This window comes from Halobacillus sp. A1-3 (assembly GCF_050971765.1).
In the GTDB taxonomy this organism is placed as follows: Bacteria; Bacillota; Bacilli; order Bacillales; family Halobacillaceae; genus Halobacillus; species Halobacillus mangrovi_B.
The window spans coordinates 304,769-323,286 of record NZ_JBPCEO010000001.1 but is presented as its reverse complement, the minus strand read 5'-3'; the positions used below and the strand labels follow the sequence as shown (position 1 = coordinate 323,286).

Sequence of the window (18,518 nt, the reverse complement as noted above, 5' to 3'; positions counted from 1 at the left end):
CAACAAATTTTATATATATTTATTGAAGTTTAAACAAATGAACTGAATAAAAAATCACAGAAGGGTTTTTTTATGCATGATAGAGCCATTCTTTCTTAGTTCCTAAGAGGTTCATAATGTTCCAGGACATGCGCAGGTGAAAAATGACTTCGGCATCTCGAAGGTCAGCATCTAATATCTCACTTAGTCTCTTTAATCGATAGTTCAGGGTATTGCTATGAAGGTGGAGTTCTTTCGCCACTTCTTTTAAGTGCTGATGATTGAATAAATATTTCTCCAGTGTTTCTATAAGGTCCAGTTTGTTCTGATTCGTGTAGTCCATCAATGGTTTTACATGATCAACGACAAACTGATAAAGTTCTTCTTCAGTGTTATTCATCATCATTTTTGCAACGCCGACTTCCCGGTAGGTCATCCGTTGGTTAGGACGTTTATGACGGTTGAATATTTCAATACAATACCAGACATCTTTATAAGACTTTCTGATTTCTTCCAAAGAAGTCAATCGACCTGTTGCATATGAGAAAGACTTTTCTTTGAAATATTTCCTCAAGTAATTGTCCAATTGGTCTATAAAATGATTCATCTGATGACGTACCGATTCTTCCTTCACCTCTATTGGAAAACCGATAATTCCTCTTAAGCCATTAATCCGGTTAAAAATGATGCTGCTCTTAAAGTGGTTGGCAATAAACCTCTCTACAAGATGATGTAAACTTTTCGTTTCTCTTACATTCCAATCATAATCCTGGTTTGTATGATCAAAGTGGATACCAAAAAATAAATAAGTCTCACGATCACTCAAACCAAGTAATTTCGCCTGGTCGACGAGGACATTGATATCTACTTTTCCTTGAATGTCTTCTAAAAACTCACCCTGGATTCTTTGTTTTGTTTCATAGATGGCTTCTTGTTTTAAATATTCAATGGCGATAATGTTCTGCGCTTCTTCGATCAACATTTTCTCCGTATGGTTAAGAGGCCAATGGTTAGTCACAACGACAAGAAAGCCGCGTGCTTCCATCCTTGTCACAATAGGGAGTACCACCACATCGTATTCGGTCAGATGAATCGGTTGTACCCTGTCAGGGGTCATCGTTTCTAAGAAGGGAGGAATGGATCCTTCGAAGGGGATATCTCCATTGACTTTGGAGGAAAGCAGTTGTCTGAATTCATCATATAAAAAAACGGATGTATTTAAACGATCACCGATAAAAGTGATGATTGCTTCCATTCCTTGTTGTTCGAGTGCCATATCCATCAGTTGGTTGTGATTGTGCAGCGTTTGTTCGAGCGTTTGGTTTTTCAGTTGGATATCATGATTCAGCTTCATCAATTTGTCGGCTTGGTTCTCAAGTTCGGTGAATAGTGAAGCGCGGTGTACGGCGAAAGCAGCCTGGTTACAAATTGCTTTCAACAATTCCAGGTCTTCATCTGTAAAATGTCCGACCTTCCGGAAGGAGTTGATACTGACTACCCCGATACAGTCCTCTTGAATCATAAGCGGACAGCACATAGCGCTTTGAGCTTTCACTTTTTCTCCATCCTTGTCCGGTGTAGAAGCGTAAAAATGCTTCCAGTTTTCCTCTGACATCGACGACATGCCTTGATAAACTTCATCCGTGTGATGGAAAATCTGAGCATTCTTCGTTTGGAACGTAAACCCTGTCAGGGACTCTCCTGGTTTGAAACGTATGTTTTGCAGGTGTTGCCAATTGAACCCACGTGTCACACGCGGGATCAGGGTGTCCTTTTTCTCGTTATAAATATATAAACTGCATGAATCCGAGACAGGGAATACATCCATGGCCATGTCCATAATTCTAAGCAGAACATCATCGAGTCTTTGGTAAAGAGCGAGAGTCCTGGATAAATTTAATAGAAGGTCTTTCCCTTTATCTTCAACGTCTACTGGTGGAGATAATAGTTGGATTTGTTGCTTAACAAAGGTTTTTAATTGAGGTGAAACTTTATGCGCTCTGATGTTAATGATGAAAGAGTCATGTTTGACTGTCGTTAACTGATTTGCACCATCTTGTGTAATCACTTCTTTATAGAGAAGTTTATCTTTATGAAAGATTTTAATTTCTGAGATAGTAAACGATATGGCTTCTGCATATTGAATAATCGATTCCGTAAGTAATTGATAGGCCTTACTCATACGATCCCTCCGTCGCTTGGTGTAGCTTTATTTTATCACTTAAGGTAAAGAGAAAGTTTTTCATCCTCATATAGAGAAATAGTATGTGCTTACTTTTGGCCTCCTGATACGTGTCCACATCTGTTAAAACAAGTGAATAGCTAAGATTATGCCTCCTAAATCCCAATCCATACACATAAGATATATAGAGATAGGATGAGGGGAGGGGGACCTAATGTCTCAACGAATCAAGTTTGGCAACAATCTCCTTTTTGTCACGGAACCAGGCGGGAAGACAATCAGGGCTGGAAAGACGATAAGTGCAACGACGGAGACGATTTCTGTCCAGCCATTTTATACGATTCGCCTTTTTATTGGAAACCGTGTCGTATCTGAGGGCGCGGTGACGTTTAAATTAATTATGAAAATTGACCAGGTTAGTTTTTTGGTGCTCGATACGGTTACTCTCTTTCCAGGAGAACAATATACGAAAACGTATGATGCTCCAGGTCTTGGTATTGCCATAAAGGCTGAGTCTGAAAGCGGATCCGGCATCAATGCGGTCGATGTCGCGGTATTTGGATACAAGTTCTAGCTTAAGCCTGTTCAAAAAGTTCAGCTCCAACCTGCTGCTGGACTTTTTGGATGAGTTTAAGCACGCCTTGCCCTGAAAGTGGGTTTGTCCATGTACAATAGAAGGAAGGAACCTGTTGAAGGAGAGATCACGATGAAACGAATACATATCCTCTTAGCTATTCTTGCCTTAACGTTGTTGACGGCCTGCGTTAAAGGAAATTATGAGCTGAAGATGAATAAAGACGGCAGTGGTAAGAGTGTTTTAACAATTGGGTTTGAGGAAGAGGCTTATGAGCTACTGGGTGAACGGGGACATGCCATGGTCGAAATGGCAACAGAGGACCTGTTTACACAGGGCTACAACGTCGAATCCTACAGCGAAGAAGGGTATGTTGGATTCCGGGCGACAAAATCTTTTGAAGATGTTAGAGAAGCGGAAAATCTTCAAGCAACAGGTGGAATGGCGGAAATGGGGTTAGGGGCGGTGCTTTCTGACAATGTAGATATGACGGTAGAGGAAGGTCTTTTTACCGACATGTACAAAATTGAAGCGGTGATGGACCTTGAGAATTCTGGTGTGTTGGGAGGCATGCAGCAGCTTGTTTCCAACCAGCTCGACCTGACATTTACGCTCGATTTGCCGGTATCGCCAAAGGCACACAATGCGGACGCTGTGGACGGTAAGGAGTTGACGTGGAAAATCAAAACGGCTGGTACGACGAACATGATGGTACAAGTAGGGGTGCCAAATGTACGGAATATCGTTATCGCTGGTGTTGCAGGATTGCTGATTGTGGCTGCAGTTGTTTTTCTGATCCTTCGCAAACGAAACAAGCACCGTGATCATCCTTCGACATAGCGTCGGGGGATTTTTTTGTTGACCCTGTTTTAACACCTCTCCTTGGGGAAAAAAGATAAGGAATATCCAAAAAATAGGAGGATGAAAAATGGCTGAGCAACGATCCATTCCGAAAGAACGAGGTGCAGACCATACGTTAAAGCAGTTGCAGGAAGGGTATCAATTCATCTTAAACCGGAGTCACATGTTTCACTCAAACGTATTTGAAACGAGGCTGATGGGAGAACCGGTGATTTGTCTTGTTGGAAAAGAGGCGGCGGAGATTTTCTATGCCAATGACAAATTCAGGAGAAAAGACGCTGCGCCGAAACGAGCGAAAAAAACATTATTTGGGGAAGGCGCTGTGCAAGGACTAGACGGAGAAGCGCATCTGAATCGCAAGCAGATGTTCATGTCGTTAATGACGAAGGATTCACTCGAAGAGGTCCGCTCGCTCACGGGAAAAGCCTGGAAGCTTGCCATGAGGAACCTCAATAAGGAAGAACCGTTCAAAGTTTACGATGAGGCGAGGAAAGCCATGACGAGGGTGGCCTCTGCGTGGACAGGGGTGCCGATTTATGATGAACAGCTTGATAAATGGGCGGAGGAGCTAAGTGATATGTATGAATCCCCTACGGCTGTAGGGTTCAAGCATTGGAAAGGCAGAAGATCCCGTTCGAAGGCGGAAAAATCGATCGAGAATCTAGTAGAAAAAATACGTAAAGAGAAGCTTACGACTTCAAAAGACAGGGCATTGTATCAGTTTTCCTGGCATCGGGATGAGAATGGAAATCTTTTAGATAAACATACAGTGGCTGTGGAGCTTCTGAATTTGCTACGTCCGATAGTCGCGATTTCTGTGTATATTGATTTTCTTGTTCTAGCGATACATGAACATCCTGAGAAAGTAGAAAAATTGCGTACAGGTGATGAAAACGAGCTGCAGTATTTTATTCAGGAAGTCCGTCGTTACTATCCGTTTTTCCCGTTTGCCGCAGCTCGTGTGAATAGAAACTTTACGTGGGATGGATACGCATTTAAACAAGGAACGTTGACGCTGCTTGATTTATATGGGACCAATCATCACCCAGAGCTATGGGAAAATCCAAAACTATTTAAACCGGAGCGCTTCCAGTCGTGGGACGGTCATCCCTTTGACTTCATTCCTCACGGCGGCGGAGAATTTGAAATGGGTCACCGCTGCGCAGGTGAGTGGCTTACAATTGAAGTGTTGAAGGAGACGTTGGATCACATCGTCAATCGGATTTCCTTTGAAGTGCCTGAGCAGAATCTAGGGTTCAGCTTAAAAGAAATCCCAAGCATACCGAAGAGTGAAGTGAAAGTGACAGGAGTTCAATCATAGATACTAACAAAGCCATGGAGCATCACTCCATGGCTTTTCTATCTTATTGATAATTGATGATCGCAGGATTTGGATCGAGCTTCAGTACTTCCTCAGCACTTAAAACAGGCTCGTCCTTTTTGTAAAAGATTTTAAATCCGCCGTATTGGACGGCTTCATTACGTACAAATTTCCTGTACAGGGACATCTTCGTCGAAGCAGGCCCCCAGCCATCATAATTCAGCGCGACCTCAACGTTGTCTGTCGGCTTGATCGCCTCTTTATTCGTCAAGGCTTCATCCATGAATTGATGGACGAGAACAATTTTATCCGGCAGGTTATTTTCTTCAACGATCTTGGAAACATATTCGACGGCTTCCTGAACCTCTGCTCCGTTCACTTGTCCAAGATTAACCCCTGGTGTCTCGCCTTCATCAACGTGGAATTCTGTATCAATCGCAAGGTGAACATAAGGCAGTTTCAGCCACTTTTCAATCAGCTTGACTTGATTTAATACCGAGTCTGTCCCGAGTTGGAGATCAAGCATCAACAGCGCATCGTGTTTCTTCGCGAGCCTGGCATACTCATCGATCTGTTCCGGAGAGGTCATATGATAGTATTTCCCCTCTGGACCCGGGTTGCGCTGCGCAACAGTTGAAATCAGCTCGATTGTCGGAATCGCTGGGCGGTCAGGGTCCGCGTTGGAGTACGCTTTTGTTTGTTCTTTCAGCTGGTTCATTAAAGCTTCCGGTTCCATTTCACCGAGAATCCCCATGTTTGTCGAGTTCGGGTGGCCGTAGTACATCACGAGCCGGTGATCCTTTAGTGGCCCGTCTGTTTGATCTTTAGCCCCATTAACAAGCGTTTCACCGACAGGAATCATCCGCTTTCGCTCACCTCCATGAGCTTCAACGACCGGCATTTTCTTTAGCTCCTCTTCGGTCATTTTTTCCTTAAGAGGTTTGGCTCCTTCATCGGGCTTGATGGCCTCATAGGGTTTTGGCGGCTCTTTATCTTTTTTCTGCTCATTCTTCTTGTCTTTTGCTGCTTCCTCGGATTGAGAGGTTTCTTTGCCCTCGTTATCGTTACTGGAGGAAGTCGTTTCTGAGCAAGCTCCTAACAAGGAGATTACTAGAATGATAGATAAAAAGAGAGTTACCTTTTTCATGGTGTTCACTTCCTTTATGTATGGTTTTACTAAAGCTTTATATTTTCAAAAATAAGGGTGAAAAGGAATACTCTAGAAGTTTAACACATCCTTTTTTTGCCATGTACCATTTTCACTCAAATGAACAAAAAGCATGAAAAAATAAAAACCCTCTCCTTCGCTTCAGGAGAGGGTTTTATCTGATCATAATGATGATTTTGTCTTACTCGTAATAAAGCTGTCCTTGATCATCCACATAGACAGATTTGATCATCGTACGTTGAAAAGGTTCCTTGTCATAAGTCCCGTGAATATCGATCGTCATGTTATAGATGCCTTCACCGAGGTTTGGAAGCTTGAAGGTATCTTCGTGTTTCTTACTTGCTTTCACTGTTCCTTGCTCAAGCTTGCCGTTTTTATAGAACTCGATGGTCATATTTGTACTCAAGTTCAGTTTCTCATCATTTATGTTCACCTTCATATCTTCTTCTGAAAGAGAGGTGCTGATTAATTGATTAAGTGGGCTTTCAAAGGATGTATTTAACAAATAATGTTCTTTTTGAGCAGAGTTTGCCTGAAGGGTCCACTTCCCGGCTTTAGGGTTTTCTATGATTAGACTATGGTGATACGCCCCCTGGAAATAGGTCGTCTCATCTTGCTCGGTCGCAAAACTCGTATATGTGGTTTGATCAGGAGAAACAAGGGTTAGATTGGTTGCAGCTTGGTCACTGGACCAATGGATGGTGAGCACTTGGACCCCTTTTTCAACATGGATTTTTTCTTCTGTGGTTCCTGTGTATTCGCCACCGCTTACGTAATGGCTTGCTTCCATTTCTTCAGGCTCAATCGATTTTTCGTTTGCGGCCTGAGCTTGTGCGAACGAGGGGATGTCTTCCCTTAAATAACTTTCGAACTCGTGGAAGGTGGCAGAACCTTGTTTGATGGTCGAATGGTTCCAGTCACCAACTTTGATTTCAGGTGCGTATTCGATTCTTGAGCTTTTTACGGTGACGGCGCCGTCATTGCTTCCGAAGGCTCTTAAATACAAGCCTCCCCAGTAGAGGGAACTGCCAAAACGGCCCCATTTCGTACCAGCCATCGTGTAGATCGGTGTTTCATAGACGCTCGGCTGATTGTCTGTCCTTGAGCGGAAATAGCTCATATAGCCGGTTTGCAGTGAAGAGGTCGCGTCGTTTTTGCCTCCTAAAATGCCGGCTAGCCAGCCTGCCCAGCTGCTGTAGGCGAGATCAGCTAACTGTGCACCGTGATAAGGGGTAGCCATCGTAATCATTCGTTCAATATAAGGAATTGCCCCGTAATGAACGAGTGCCGTCTGGGTATCAATTCCGCCTTTACTATGGGCGACGACAACCACTTTTTCTCCAAAATACTCGTACATTTCTTTCAATTTTTCTGCTAGAAGGGCTCCGTTGTCCCACATGTTTTTGTCAGGATGTAAATCGATGAAGGCTGTTTCATATCCATTTTCGTAGGCCGTCCTATACATGTCGTTGTTCTCATACCACGTTTCAGATGAGCGGTTGAAACCATGGACAAACAAAATCGGGAATTTAGGGGCGGAAACGGAATCAGGGGTAGCCCCGGCATACCATCGTCCAGGAGTGCCTGAAGATTTATCTCTAAAGGACCCTGCATAACTGATTCTCGGGGCGAAAAAAAGCAGCATAATAAACAAAACGAATACCATTTTAAACTTGGGCATTTCCTATCTCCTCCATTACAGTTTAGGGAGATCATGAGAGGTAATTCTTAGAGGACTTCCCATCTCTATTATCAGGGAAGTGGGGCAGGGATGTGCAAGTTTTTTGTATGAAAAAAGAAGAGAAGGCTGATGGCTAGTTATATTTTCACATAGAAAAGCGTCTGTTCCTTTTGTAGAACAAACGCCAATGATTAATAACCAAGCAGCTGGATGGTGTACGTTCCTCGATCTGTGACTAGCGAAAAATGTGTGTCATTAAATTGATACTGCGTCGTGTCCTCGAGAGGAATCTCATAGTAGGAGGAGGGAACCGGCTGGAAATTCTCTAAGTCGGTTTCCGTTCTGCCTGTGCCGTGTAAATGCAGCGCGTGCATCGGCTCGTAATCATCGATTCTTCTCGTATCGCGTGAATAATCAATGTGATCAAGGTTCATGATCACGGTATCCTGGTCGCGAAGCTCGTGTTTTGTAATACGAATCGTTTTTCCGCTCCATTGCTGGAGTAAGTCGTTAAATTCTTCAATGGTTAACGTTCGCTCGTTCATGTGCAACCCTCCTGCTTTTATATTTTCCAAGCAGGGAGGAATCATACTATTGAACCTTCACTTTCACTTGATCAATGGCATTGTAGCCATATCCTTTCTGATTCCAAAAAGGAGTCTCCGGCTGCGCGCTGCCTTTTGAATCTGTTGCTTTTGTCATGATCGTGTATGTGCCTTTTTCAGAGACATTCCATTCGTATGACCATGGCACCCACTCATAGCTGGATGCTGGCTTTTCCAACCTCGCTACATCCCAGGTATTTCCTGAATCGAAACTGATTTCAACAGTAGTGATCTGTCCTTCTCCAGTCCAGGCGATGCCTTGAATAGCATGCGTGCCAGTATCAAGGACGTCTCTGTCTACAGGTTTTTGGATGGTTGAATTCACGTTTTGTGTGGTGACAGGAAAAGCACCTTCATCCGTTTCTTTGTCAGGGTAATACATATAATCTTTTGCCTGGAAGGGGCCTCTGAACCTGGATTCCAACACCCGTATTTGCTTGATCCATTTGACCGAAGCCATCGCATACCACTCAGGGACGATGAGCCTGAATGGAAATCCATGCTTAAACGGAAGAGCCTGCCCATTGTATTGATAAGCGATGATCGTATCAGGATGAAGTGCCTTGCTGACGGGCAGACTCCTCGCAAATGGATGCACTTCGTCTGTGTCTGTCCGTTTTCCTTGATCGTACCCTTCTACTACTACTTCCTTGGCATCCTCCGACATGCCGCAATAGTCGAGCAGCGTATGGAGCGGTACACCTGTCCAGGCCCCCTGGCTGATTGCGCCTTTTTCCCACTGCTCACCAAATGTTTTAGGTTCAAACAAGCTGCGTTTGTTTCCTGAACACTCCAGTACAACATTTATGGTTTTTGAAGGCATCTGCTTTAGATCCTCTAGAGAGAAAAGCAAAGGATTTTGAACAGCTCCGTTAACAGGAACCCAATAGTTGGAGGAAGAGAGAGTCGGATAAGAGAAATGGTTCCTCCGATAAAATAATCGGTTTTCGATATGGTCTGGACGTACGAAAGAAATCGGGGTCTCCTGGTTTTCAGGATGAATACTGCGCGTAATCAAGTACGGTTTAATAAAGGAATAATTCGCCATCATATCCTCCTTAGCAGTTAGTACTCATGTGAGGATTGTTTCATCAAGACTCAATCTCTTCCACAATCCTCTCACAGATCTCGTGCGTTTTTAGCGAATCCTGAATCGAAGGGGCAGGTGTACGATTTTTCTCAATGCAGTCGATAAAATGATCAGTGATTTGATAAAAGCCTCGTTTATAGAGAGTCGGTTCCCATCCGCCGTACTTCTCTATCTGGATTTCTTTGTTATGATAATGCGTTGTTTCTACGAGATCATTCACAACATATTTATGATGGCCGGTCGAATATTCGATTGTTTCTTCGGTAACCCCACCGTTCCGGTTCATTATCCCCATAGCTGTGCAATTGTCTCCGATCAGCTGGATAATCAAATGATTCATCTTGTCACCGTTTTTCAATGCCTGGACTTTTACCTCCAAGACTTCTGTATCCATCAAAAACCTCAGCGTATCGACGACGTGGATAAAATCCTCGACCACAAAACGTCTGACATAGTCAGCAGCGTTGAACCGGTTTTTTTGAATCAGCACAAGATCAGCTTTCCCTTTATCCTTGAGCTCATTGACGCGGGGAATGAATCGTCTGTTGAACCCAACCATGGCAATGGCTTCGTTTGTTTCGGCGAGCTCAACAATTTTTTGGGTTTCGTGAAAATTCATAGAAATTGGCTTGTCTATGTAGGTGTTGATTCCATGGGATAACAGCTTCTCCGCTATTTCGAAATGAGCTTCGGTGGCTGCACTGACAATGACGCCGTTAACCTCTTTCTCAATCAATTCGTCGACCGTCTGAACTTTTTCAGGGATCCGGTATTGGCTTGAAAGTTTATTCAAGGTATCTAAATTTCTCGTACATAAAACAAGGTCGATGCCTTCTTTCTCTGAGAGGACTGGCAAATAAGCTTTTTTAGCGATGTCTCCTAACCCGATAATTCCAATTTTCATTTTCTTCACCTCGCTAATCATTACCCCATGCGCCCCCTTTTTACTCGTCTGTTGATCAAACCAAATTGGCATGAATTCTTTTCTTTTCTCCAGCGTAAATTTATATTGACCAATTTGGTCAACAGGAGTAAACTGAAATTGACCAACATGGTCAATATTCATATGGAGGATAAGATATGGATTCGAAATTCCTTAATTTAGAGCAGGAAAAACGCGACCGAATCTTGAATGCGGCCTTACGTGAGTTCGCTCAACGTGGATACAAGCAGGCATCGACGAATCAAATCGTCAAAGATGCCGATATCTCAAAAGGGGCTTTGTTTCACTATTTCAAGAATAAAAAGGATTTATATCTCGCTCTGTATGATCATTTTGTCGATTTGTTTATGGAACAGTTAGAGACACAGATGGATTGGTCAGAGAAGGATATTTTTGTTCGTAATCGAAGTATGGCTGCAATCAAGATCGAGCTGTATCACAGGTATCCGGAGATGTTCAATTTTCTAAATACAGCCTTTACAGAAAATGCTCGTGAAGTTCACAAAGCGCTTGAAAGCCGCAAAGATAAGTTTCTTCATCAAAATTATAGAACGATGATGGCTGATATCGATCGTTCCGCTTTTAAAGAAAACGTGGATATTGATAAAGCCGTAGATATCATCACATGGTCTCTTGAGGGTTTCGCCTATCGACAGCAGGCGAAGGTGAAAGGGCTTACGATCGATGAGATTGATTTAGATGGTGTGTTAGCTGAATTAGATGATTATATAGAGGTACTGAAGCAGTCGTTCTATCAATGACAAAGGGAGGCGTCGGGAATGAGTGTTATCAAAATTGATCACTTAACAAAAATGTATGGGAAATCAAAAGGGGTTTCTGACATCAGCTTTGAAGTGGAAGAAGGGGAAATCTTCGGCTTTATCGGTCCGAATGGGGCAGGCAAGTCGACGACGATCCGTACTCTGCTAGGCTTGATCCATCCGACAAGCGGGGGCGCAACGATTTTCGGCAAGGACATTACGACCGCAGGCCCTGAAATCGCTGCAGACATCGGCTATCTTCCGTCAGAAGTTTTTTATTACGACAACATGAAAGTGATTGATTTGCTCAACTATTCGGCAAGCTTTTATAAAAAAGACTGCAGCCAACGCATTAAAGAACTGGCGGAGTTGCTTGACCTTGATTTGAAGCGGAAAATTGAGGATCTCTCGTTAGGAAATAAAAAGAAAGTCGGCATCATTCAGGGGCTGCTTCATGAGCCGAAGCTGCTTATTTTGGATGAACCGACGAGCGGTCTTGATCCACTCATGCAGCAAAAGTTCTTCAACCTTTTGCGGGAAGAAAATGAAAAAGGTGTTACGATCCTGTTTTCCTCCCACATTTTGAGTGAAGTGCAGCGGCTGTGCGACCGTGTTGCGATCATCAAGGATGGGGAGATCGTACAGGTAGAGCGAATCAGCGTCTTGAAGGAAAAGAATCATAAAAGCTTCAAGATCGAACCGAAAGGCGAGCTTGATCTTGAAACCTTCGATCTCCCAGGAGTCACCGACTTGAAGTGGGAGCATCATGGGATCCGCTTTTTATATCAGGGAGATATCAATACGATGATGAAAAAAATTGCTGAAGTTGAAATCGCGAATGTGTGGATTGAAGAGCCAGATTTAGAGGAAATCTTCATGCACTATTACGAAAAGGAGGCGTAGGGAATCATGAACATTTTCATGCATGAACTGAAGGCCTACCGGAAGGCGACATCCATCTGGACGCTCTCGCTCATGACCGTTGCCGTTCTTTTCCTTTCGTTTTATCCGTCGATTGCGAGTGACATGGATGATTTCACGGCTCTCTTAGAAGGATTTCCTGAGCCGGTCCGACAAGCATTTGGCATTCAGCTAGAAAATTTAGGTACCATCAATGGTTTCTATGCGTACGTATTTTTGTATATTGCCCTTTGCGGAGCTATTCAGGGCATGAACATCGGCGTATCGATTTTATCAAAAGAAGTAAGGGAAAAGACGGCTGACTTTCTTCTGACAAAGCCTGTCTCACGGACGAAAGTGCTGTCAGCAAAACTATTAGCTGCCCTTGTCTCAATCCTTTTGACGAACGTGTTTTTCATCGCGACCGTCATGGTGACTGCTTCGATCATTCAAACCGAAGCCTACAGCACTGAAGTCATGCTGTTGATTTCATTTACGCTTTTGTTCATTCAGCTCATCTTTCTAGCGCTCGGCATCTTGATCGCCGTCATGTTCCCGAGAATTAAATCTGTGCTAACGGTTTCGCTAGGGACGGTATTCGGATTCTTTTTCATCAGCATGATCGTCTCAATAGGGGAAGAAGGGGTGAAAAGGTATTTGTCGCCGTTTCAATATTTTGACAGGCAGTATATTATCGAAAACTCCAGCTACGAAACAACTTTTTTAATCGTTACGGTTGGGATCATTTTAGCTTCGCTTATTCTGAGCTACGTCTTATATCGTCGGAAAGATATTCATACGGTGTAAAGGGAGGGAAACCATCATGAACCTATTTTGGCGGGAGATGAAGGCGCACAGGAAGTCTTTGATCATCTGGTGTATCGGAATGATTCTTTTGATCGCAAGCGGGATGGGGAAGTACGCTGGCTTTTCCTCATCGGGTCAGTCGATGGATGAATTAATGGGCGCGATGCCCGAGTCATTGAAAACGATCACGGGCATGGGAAGCTTTGACTTGTCGCTTGCTACAGGCTTTTACGGTGTACTGTTTTTGTATATGGTCCTCCTTGCGACGGTGCATGCCGTTCTTCTAGGGGCTACGATCATATCGAAGGAGGAGCGCGATAAAACGGCTGAATTTTTATTCGTAAAACCTGTCTCAAGAACGAAAGTTATCGTGACAAAAATGCTCGCTGCGCTTACGAATGTGCTTGTGCTGACAGTGGTATCTGCAGTAACGAGCTTGTTTATGGTCGGTTACTACAGCGACGGCGAACCGTATATCGAAAATGTGCTCGTCACGATCATCGGCATGTTGATTTTGCAAGTCCTGTTCCTTGGGATTGGCACGATGGTAGGAGCGAGTTACAAAAAGTCTGGTAAGGCCGCAACCCTTTCTTCTGCGATCTTGCTGCTTGCGTTTTTACTGTCCGTGGCGGTTGATTTAAGTGATGCGCTGGATGGGGTGAAATATGTGACGCCGTTCAAGTACTTTGAAGCGGATCAGGTGATGTACGGGGGAGGATTGGATCCAGTTCTTGTTGGTGTGTCGGTTGTGCTTGTAGCTATCTTGTCAGCGTTGACGCTGCTGTTTTATCGAAGAAGAGATTTGCACGTGTAAATGAAAGGTCAGCCTCCAAAATATAGAGGCTGGCCTTTTTCTATGGGAAAGAATAGGGGGTGGGAGATATTCCCTTTTGGGTGTCAAAGTCTTTCTTGTTACATTATGGAGTGATGCAGTTTTCCAGACTTTATGAGGAGGTAACTATGATGGAAGGTTTCTTATTTATGATCAGCTTTTTCGCCATTGTTATCTCTTCTCTGCTAGTAACAAGAAAATGTGTGAGAAATGGGATGAACGAAAAGTTTTCCAGACTGATCTTCGGATTGGCAGTGGGTTCAGTTGTTGCCTGTTTAATGCTGGTTCTAACTCGAAACGTCAATGATCCTAAGGATGTGCCCTGGTTATTTCTAATTGTAACTGTAGTGTTTGGATGTATTGCATGGTTCAATGCAAAGGGGTCTCTTCCTGTTAGAAAGCGTGGCACGTTCACATTTACATATAAGCGATACAACCTGCTGCGTGATGACTTCAACCTAAGCAGGGGAATTAGGAACTTCCCAGGAAAAATGAAAGAAATGTGGGAAGACTTATCCAGCATTCACAAAGTTCTGCCTATTCTTTTACTCGCCTTCTGTTTACTTCCTCCTTTACTTATGACGGTGATCGCTGTCTATATGGAATGGATAAAACCATTTGTTTCATGACTTCAACCTGGTACCACAGATACAAAGCTTTATAGATAGGTGTGTGGACAACGTGAAAGAAGTAACTCATCTACACGCAGGAACAACATGCTCTATTTGATCGCTCTTTTTGAAGCACATAAATCGTAAATAATTCTGCTAAGGGGAGTTATATGACACAAAAGGAATTTTGGACGACTATTGGCCCTCACTTTTTCATAATAGTGGGGATCTTCATGTTATATGCATCTTACGGATATACGGAAAAAGTTCATGAGGAAATGGATTGGGAGAATCAGAATTGGGCTGGGTTCACTTCAAAGGAAGTTCTACCCTACTTCCTTTTTGGGTGATCAAAGCATTCTTTGCTTTTATGGGACTTTCATTCTTCGGCCTTTATATTTATACTTTTTTCTTTATGGACTAGTGAAGGCTGGTGGAGCGAACGGATGAACAATAAGCAAAGTAAGAAGGATATGTGGCGGTCACGGATCGATAGTTTGCTTGAAGGCTGCATAGGGACGGGGTGTATCTTACCTTTCTTTATCTCACTAGGCTTAATAGGGCTTGGCTTTTGGATTATATGAAATCAATTACTCCGAAGTAATCAGTGAACAGGGGGGGGCGAATGAATTGCAATGACTCTAGGAATTGAGCGGATCTTTCAAATTCTGGTGTTCGCAGTAGGCGGATTTTTTGTGTCCTACGGCATCACCTATACTCGAGAAAAACATCAAGAAGCAAGAGAGCAGGCTAAGTTAGATCTCAGAGCCAAAAGAGACTTTCAGTATAAATGGCTGGCGAAGTTCGTGGTGAAAGCTCCGTGGTGGGTAGGCAGAATATTCTTTATCACTGTCGGAGGTGTAATTATTCTCCTTGCTGTAACAGGGAAAACCTTATTTTAATAAAGAATCCATAACCAAAAGGTCAGTCTTCTGGCTGACCTTTTAGTTTTATTCATTTCTATAAGACAATCAGGTTGAAAAATCCTCTGAATACGTTCAATCAGCGATGGGAAGGCCATGACTCCTGCATTTTTCTAATTTGAATGATTTGGCCTGTATGATAGGCGTCGTAGAGCATAATATCCAGTAAATCAGTTTCAAGGGAACGATCACTTAGTTTTTCATCAGAAGTGTCAACGAGGGTCTGGCGTATACTTCGGTAGGCATCTTCGGCTCGATCTACGACTTTCTTCCATTCATCATCATTTGACTGCTCAGTAATAAAGAAGGTTTCATCACCATCGAGCGATCGTGGCCCTTCATTTCCTTTCATTTTTGCAACAATTCTCTCTTTGTAATAAATGAGATGGTTCACGTTCTCCCAGATGGTGTGGGCTGTCCCTTCTGCTGGTCTCCAGCTTGCTTGTTCTGCTGTAATTCCCTCAATTGTATGTTTGAGCGGCGCAAACCAATTCTCTTTGCTGTAGCTAGTATCCAAGACGTGCAAAAGTAAGTCATTTTGGTTCAAAGTGATCTCCTCTTTCCTCCTTGAAATAGATACCGTAAACCCTTCAACACATTTTACCAATAAAAAACTCCCATAAGCAAACATACGTTCTGTTCAATTTAATCATACATGAAGCAGACAGATATTTCTATTAATTTTATATTACAAATAAAAAAGAGGATAGATGCTCTATTTTGAACATGCTATCCTCTATACATTTAAACTAATTATGCGTTTTGATAAGTCAAATTAGAAGCGGAAGCAGCGACTTTTTCAAGCCCTTCCTGTACGATCTCTTCAGCTTTATCTGGGTTCGCATTGTGCCCTTCGATGATCACTTCATCTTTAAGCTGCATGCCGAAGAATCCAGCGAATACGTTCTTCATATAGCTCATGGACATTTCCATTGGAGCCATAGCTGGGTCGGAATAGTTACCACCGCGTGCGTTCAGCAAGATGACGCGCTTGTCATCCATTAGTGGTACTGGGCCGTTCTCTGTATATTTGAATGAGAAGCCAGCTTCAGCTACATAATCAACGAATGTTTGCAGCTTAGCAGGAATCGTAAAGTTCCATAGAGGGAAAGCAATCACGACGACATCTGCTGCGCTGATCGCGTCCTTCGCTTTTTGCTTCGCATCCATCAAGCGTTGTTCATCTTCATTGAGTGCAACGCCTTCCTGGATTTTTCCTAGGGCTGTGAAGAGTTCCTGGCCAAGATAAGGCATGTCCTCATTGAAAAGATCATACGTGTTTACCTTTACCTCTTCTGTTGCTTTTATATTGTCTAGGAAAGTTTCATACATTTTGGTAGAAATACCGTCTGGACGGTTGTTGGCTTTAACGACAAGTACGTTCATAACTGAAAAAAACCTCCTGTTGAATTTTTACTAACAGAGCCCATTATAATATCTCGAATTCGAGGTTTCAACAAATATGTTCTGGTAAATGTGCTAAAAGGTACCAAAGTAGGAGAAGTGGATAAAGACGAGGACTATTCGCCTCGTCGTTTCGTTTCAGAAACCTTTACTTTCAATTCGACTTCCGTATTGCAGTGCGTTACTCTATAACTACGATGAATCCGCCTGGTAAAGGCCACCTGCTAAATGCAACAAAAAAGAGCGGGATGCTGGAGTGATGTCGCGCTAATCGTTAACACCAAACGATGATTCGGTAAGGAGTCGTTTGGGCGGGGATACTTTTTGTACTTGGCCCGTAGATGACGATCAAATTGCGGTTCGCCGGGTTCCGTGTGAACGGCTGCCCATTCGCGAGCAAAACTTGCGTGAATGGAGACAGGTTTACCTTTAGTAACCCATCACGACTCACAAGCTGCTCATTAAAATAATCCACTTTTACATTTTGAGCCGGGGTTTCCTTCACCATAACAAGAGCGTGGAATTGAGGCGGAAAGATTAAAGGAACAGGGGCATCGGCATCGTAATAACCGGTGACGCTGTCTCCAATCCGTACAATCGCCTGGTCTACGAAATAAGTGGTAGGTGAAATCACAAAGTTGACCATGGACCCAGCACCGTCATCGACAGCCATTAATTTGTAACAACCTGCTTCTTCACCATTTTGCCCAACAAAAAATTCGTTGATCATGGTGACTGTACCTCTGAACGGTTTAAAATTGACCATAATACATACTCCCCCAGTGATTTGTTTCCTGTGTTTACATCCTATGAAAAATGCCTGGGCGGGTGCACGAGTAATTTTATAGGAAAAGGAGACGTAACATGCCATCCATCAATCCAATCCAAGCTATTTTAGATAAAAACGAGGTTATGATTTTAGACGGAGCCTTAGCTACGGAACTCGAGACACACGGATGTGATCTAGATGATCCGCTCTGGTCTGCGCGCGTTTTATTGGAAAATCCAGACCTTATCTATCAAGTTCACTATGATTATTTTCGCTCCGGAGCTGATTGTGCCATCACAGCCAGTTATCAGGCAACAGTCGAAGGGTTTGCTGAACGGGGGATAGGAGAGAAGGAAGCGCTGGATTTGATCAAGAAAACCGTAGACCTTGCTAGAAAAGCGAGAGACGATTTTTGGCAAGAGGAAGGCGGGACAAACAGGTCGAAACCGCTGGTCGCTGCATCCGTCGGTCCTTATGGAGCTTATCTCGCTGATGGATCGGAATACAAAGGAAACTACGGCGTCAGTGATGAGAGATTACGAGAATTTCACGAGCCGCGAATAAAGGCTCTGATTGAAGCAGGAGCAGATGTCCTGGCTATTGAAACGATTCCTTCTTTCAAGGAAGCAAATGTAATCGGTTCGCTGTTAAAAGAATTTCCGGATACTTATGGATGGTTGTCGTTTACATTAAAAGATGGCGATTCAATCAGTGATGGTACGCTGCTTGTGGAATGTGCCAAAACATTTGAGAATCACGATCAGATCGTTGCTATTGGGGTTAACTGCGCCCCTGTAACAGCCGCCACCGAAGCGGTTGCGACTTTAAGTGCTCATACGACCAAGCCTATTATCGTTTATCCGAATTCAGGTGAAACCTACAATCCTGAAACGAACACGTGGCACGGGGAAGGCTCTGACGGTTTTCCCACAAGGGATTGGTATAAAAAAGGAGCGCGCATCGTTGGAGGCTGCTGCCGAACAGCGCCGGCACACATTACAGAGATGGCTAAAACGTGGCGATCCTAAAACTTTGTAAGAATTGAAATCTATAAAAAGACAGCTAATGAAAATTTTAGCTGTCTTTTTTTGCTTGATTATGTAGAAT

The 18,518-nt window shown here is 43.4% G+C and carries 19 protein-coding genes; 10 read left to right on the top strand and 9 right to left on the bottom strand.

Annotated elements, in window-relative coordinates; all coding sequences use genetic code 11:
• Nucleotides 1–70: 70 nt before the first annotated feature.
• Entirely contained in the window at nt 71–2,161 is a 2,091-nt protein-coding gene (locus ACRYKC_RS01515; protein ID WP_433804880.1) for a helix-turn-helix domain-containing protein, read from the bottom strand.
• Between the two features lie 214 nt (nt 2,162–2,375).
• Here ACRYKC_RS01515 and ACRYKC_RS01510 point away from each other — a divergent pair, with 214 nt between their 5' ends.
• The 3 genes from ACRYKC_RS01510 (at nt 2,376) to cypC (ending at nt 4,917) form a co-directional block, all read left to right on the top strand.
• Entirely contained in the window at nt 2,376–2,735 is a 360-nt protein-coding gene (locus ACRYKC_RS01510) for a hypothetical protein (RefSeq protein WP_433804879.1), read from the top strand.
• A gap of 132 nt (nt 2,736–2,867) precedes the next feature.
• Nucleotides 2,868–3,575 (top strand): EGFR-like transmembrane domain-containing protein, encoded by a 708-nt coding sequence (locus tag ACRYKC_RS01505; RefSeq protein ID WP_433804878.1) that lies wholly within the window; start codon nt 2,868–2,870, stop codon nt 3,573–3,575.
• An 88-nt stretch (nt 3,576–3,663) separates the two neighbouring features.
• Nucleotides 3,664–4,917, top strand: a complete 1,254-nt coding sequence (gene cypC / locus ACRYKC_RS01500) for a CYP152 family fatty-acid peroxygenase CypC (protein ID WP_433804877.1) — start codon at nt 3,664–3,666, stop codon at nt 4,915–4,917.
• A gap of 43 nt (nt 4,918–4,960) precedes the next feature.
• On the opposite strand, the gene ACRYKC_RS01495 is transcribed toward cypC, so the two are convergent.
• The 5 genes from ACRYKC_RS01495 to ACRYKC_RS01475 form a co-directional block, all read right to left on the bottom strand.
• Nucleotides 4,961–6,064, bottom strand: coding sequence for a hypothetical protein (locus ACRYKC_RS01495; RefSeq protein ID WP_433804876.1), 1,104 nt, complete (start codon nt 6,062–6,064; stop codon nt 4,961–4,963).
• A 202-nt stretch (nt 6,065–6,266) separates the two neighbouring features.
• Entirely contained in the window at nt 6,267–7,766 is a 1,500-nt protein-coding gene (locus tag ACRYKC_RS01490; protein ID WP_433804875.1) for an esterase/lipase family protein, read from the bottom strand.
• 191 nt (nt 7,767–7,957) lie between these two features.
• Complete coding sequence (gene ymzB / locus ACRYKC_RS01485) at nt 7,958–8,311, bottom strand: protein YmzB (RefSeq protein WP_085027500.1); 354 nt, start codon at nt 8,309–8,311, stop codon at nt 7,958–7,960.
• Between the two features lie 46 nt (nt 8,312–8,357).
• Entirely contained in the window at nt 8,358–9,419 is a 1,062-nt protein-coding gene (locus ACRYKC_RS01480; protein ID WP_433804874.1) for a sulfite oxidase, read from the bottom strand.
• A gap of 43 nt (nt 9,420–9,462) precedes the next feature.
• A complete protein-coding gene (locus ACRYKC_RS01475; protein ID WP_433804873.1) occupies nt 9,463–10,527 on the bottom strand; it encodes a Gfo/Idh/MocA family protein in 1,065 nt (354 codons plus the stop codon).
• A 14-nt stretch (nt 10,528–10,541) separates the two neighbouring features.
• On the opposite strand from ACRYKC_RS01475, the gene ACRYKC_RS01470 reads away from it, so the two are divergent.
• From ACRYKC_RS01470 to ACRYKC_RS01445, 6 genes are all read left to right on the top strand, one after another.
• Nucleotides 10,542–11,165 carry a TetR/AcrR family transcriptional regulator gene (locus ACRYKC_RS01470; RefSeq protein WP_433804872.1) on the top strand — a complete coding sequence of 208 codons (624 nt, stop codon included), beginning with the start codon at nt 10,542–10,544 and terminating at the stop codon, nt 11,163–11,165.
• Between the two features lie 18 nt (nt 11,166–11,183).
• The gene (locus ACRYKC_RS01465) at nt 11,184–12,068 is read left to right on the top strand and encodes an ABC transporter ATP-binding protein (protein ID WP_433804871.1); all 885 of its coding nucleotides are present in this window, start codon (nt 11,184–11,186) and stop codon (nt 12,066–12,068) included.
• A 6-nt stretch (nt 12,069–12,074) separates the two neighbouring features.
• Nucleotides 12,075–12,872: an ABC transporter permease subunit gene (locus tag ACRYKC_RS01460; protein ID WP_433804870.1), complete on the top strand. Its 798-nt coding sequence runs from the start codon at nt 12,075–12,077 to the stop codon at nt 12,870–12,872.
• Nucleotides 12,873–12,888: 16 nt separating this feature from the next.
• The gene (locus ACRYKC_RS01455) at nt 12,889–13,686 is read left to right on the top strand and encodes an ABC transporter permease subunit (RefSeq protein ID WP_433804869.1); all 798 of its coding nucleotides are present in this window, start codon (nt 12,889–12,891) and stop codon (nt 13,684–13,686) included.
• Between the two features lie 149 nt (nt 13,687–13,835).
• Nucleotides 13,836–14,333 (top strand): hypothetical protein, encoded by a 498-nt coding sequence (locus ACRYKC_RS01450; RefSeq protein WP_433804868.1) that lies wholly within the window; start codon nt 13,836–13,838, stop codon nt 14,331–14,333.
• A gap of 617 nt (nt 14,334–14,950) precedes the next feature.
• On the top strand, nt 14,951–15,217 hold the full coding sequence (locus ACRYKC_RS01445) for a hypothetical protein (RefSeq protein WP_433804867.1): 267 nt from the start codon (nt 14,951–14,953) through the stop codon (nt 15,215–15,217).
• Between the two features lie 100 nt (nt 15,218–15,317).
• On the opposite strand, the gene ACRYKC_RS01440 is transcribed toward ACRYKC_RS01445, so the two are convergent.
• The 3 genes from ACRYKC_RS01440 to ACRYKC_RS01430 all read right to left on the bottom strand — a co-directional run bounded on the left by ACRYKC_RS01440 (nt 15,318) and on the right by ACRYKC_RS01430 (nt 17,408).
• Nucleotides 15,318–15,785, bottom strand: a complete 468-nt coding sequence (locus tag ACRYKC_RS01440) for a DinB family protein (protein WP_433804866.1) — start codon at nt 15,783–15,785, stop codon at nt 15,318–15,320.
• 206 nt (nt 15,786–15,991) lie between these two features.
• The gene (locus ACRYKC_RS01435) at nt 15,992–16,624 is read right to left on the bottom strand and encodes an FMN-dependent NADH-azoreductase (protein WP_433804865.1); all 633 of its coding nucleotides are present in this window, start codon (nt 16,622–16,624) and stop codon (nt 15,992–15,994) included.
• A gap of 292 nt (nt 16,625–16,916) precedes the next feature.
• Nucleotides 16,917–17,408 (bottom strand): hypothetical protein, encoded by a 492-nt coding sequence (locus tag ACRYKC_RS01430; RefSeq protein WP_433804864.1) that lies wholly within the window; start codon nt 17,406–17,408, stop codon nt 16,917–16,919.
• Nucleotides 17,409–17,506: 98 nt separating this feature from the next.
• Here ACRYKC_RS01430 and mmuM point away from each other — a divergent pair, with 98 nt between their 5' ends.
• Nucleotides 17,507–18,439, top strand: a complete 933-nt coding sequence (mmuM, locus tag ACRYKC_RS01425) for a homocysteine S-methyltransferase (protein ID WP_433804863.1) — start codon at nt 17,507–17,509, stop codon at nt 18,437–18,439.
• Nucleotides 18,440–18,518: the final 79 nt, after the last annotated feature.

What these genes read in the sequence shown, in the direction of transcription:
- ACRYKC_RS01475 (WP_433804873.1), bottom strand. Translation starts at nt 10,527, where the DNA reads ATGAATATTGACCATGTTGGTCAATTTCAGTTTACTCCTGTTGACCAA.
- ACRYKC_RS01495 (WP_433804876.1), bottom strand. Translation starts at nt 6,064, where the DNA reads ATGAAAAAGGTAACTCTCTTTTTATCTATCATTCTAGTAATCTCCTTG.
- ACRYKC_RS01450 (WP_433804868.1), top strand. Translation starts at nt 13,836, where the DNA reads ATGGAAGGTTTCTTATTTATGATCAGCTTTTTCGCCATTGTTATCTCT.
- cypC (WP_433804877.1), top strand. Translation starts at nt 3,664, where the DNA reads ATGGCTGAGCAACGATCCATTCCGAAAGAACGAGGTGCAGACCATACG.
- ACRYKC_RS01465 (WP_433804871.1), top strand. Translation starts at nt 11,184, where the DNA reads ATGAGTGTTATCAAAATTGATCACTTAACAAAAATGTATGGGAAATCA.
- ACRYKC_RS01480 (WP_433804874.1), bottom strand. Translation starts at nt 9,419, where the DNA reads ATGGCGAATTATTCCTTTATTAAACCGTACTTGATTACGCGCAGTATT.
- ACRYKC_RS01445 (WP_433804867.1), top strand. Translation starts at nt 14,951, where the DNA reads ATGACTCTAGGAATTGAGCGGATCTTTCAAATTCTGGTGTTCGCAGTA.
- ACRYKC_RS01435 (WP_433804865.1), bottom strand. Translation starts at nt 16,624, where the DNA reads ATGAACGTACTTGTCGTTAAAGCCAACAACCGTCCAGACGGTATTTCT.
- mmuM (WP_433804863.1), top strand. Translation starts at nt 17,507, where the DNA reads ATGCCATCCATCAATCCAATCCAAGCTATTTTAGATAAAAACGAGGTT.
- ACRYKC_RS01510 (WP_433804879.1), top strand. Translation starts at nt 2,376, where the DNA reads ATGTCTCAACGAATCAAGTTTGGCAACAATCTCCTTTTTGTCACGGAA.
- ACRYKC_RS01430 (WP_433804864.1), bottom strand. Translation starts at nt 17,408, where the DNA reads ATGGTCAATTTTAAACCGTTCAGAGGTACAGTCACCATGATCAACGAA.
- ACRYKC_RS01505 (WP_433804878.1), top strand. Translation starts at nt 2,868, where the DNA reads ATGAAACGAATACATATCCTCTTAGCTATTCTTGCCTTAACGTTGTTG.
- ACRYKC_RS01515 (WP_433804880.1), bottom strand. Translation starts at nt 2,161, where the DNA reads ATGAGTAAGGCCTATCAATTACTTACGGAATCGATTATTCAATATGCA.
- ACRYKC_RS01490 (WP_433804875.1), bottom strand. Translation starts at nt 7,766, where the DNA reads ATGCCCAAGTTTAAAATGGTATTCGTTTTGTTTATTATGCTGCTTTTT.
- ACRYKC_RS01470 (WP_433804872.1), top strand. Translation starts at nt 10,542, where the DNA reads ATGGATTCGAAATTCCTTAATTTAGAGCAGGAAAAACGCGACCGAATC.
- ACRYKC_RS01455 (WP_433804869.1), top strand. Translation starts at nt 12,889, where the DNA reads ATGAACCTATTTTGGCGGGAGATGAAGGCGCACAGGAAGTCTTTGATC.
- ACRYKC_RS01460 (WP_433804870.1), top strand. Translation starts at nt 12,075, where the DNA reads ATGAACATTTTCATGCATGAACTGAAGGCCTACCGGAAGGCGACATCC.
- ymzB (WP_085027500.1), bottom strand. Translation starts at nt 8,311, where the DNA reads ATGAACGAGCGAACGTTAACCATTGAAGAATTTAACGACTTACTCCAG.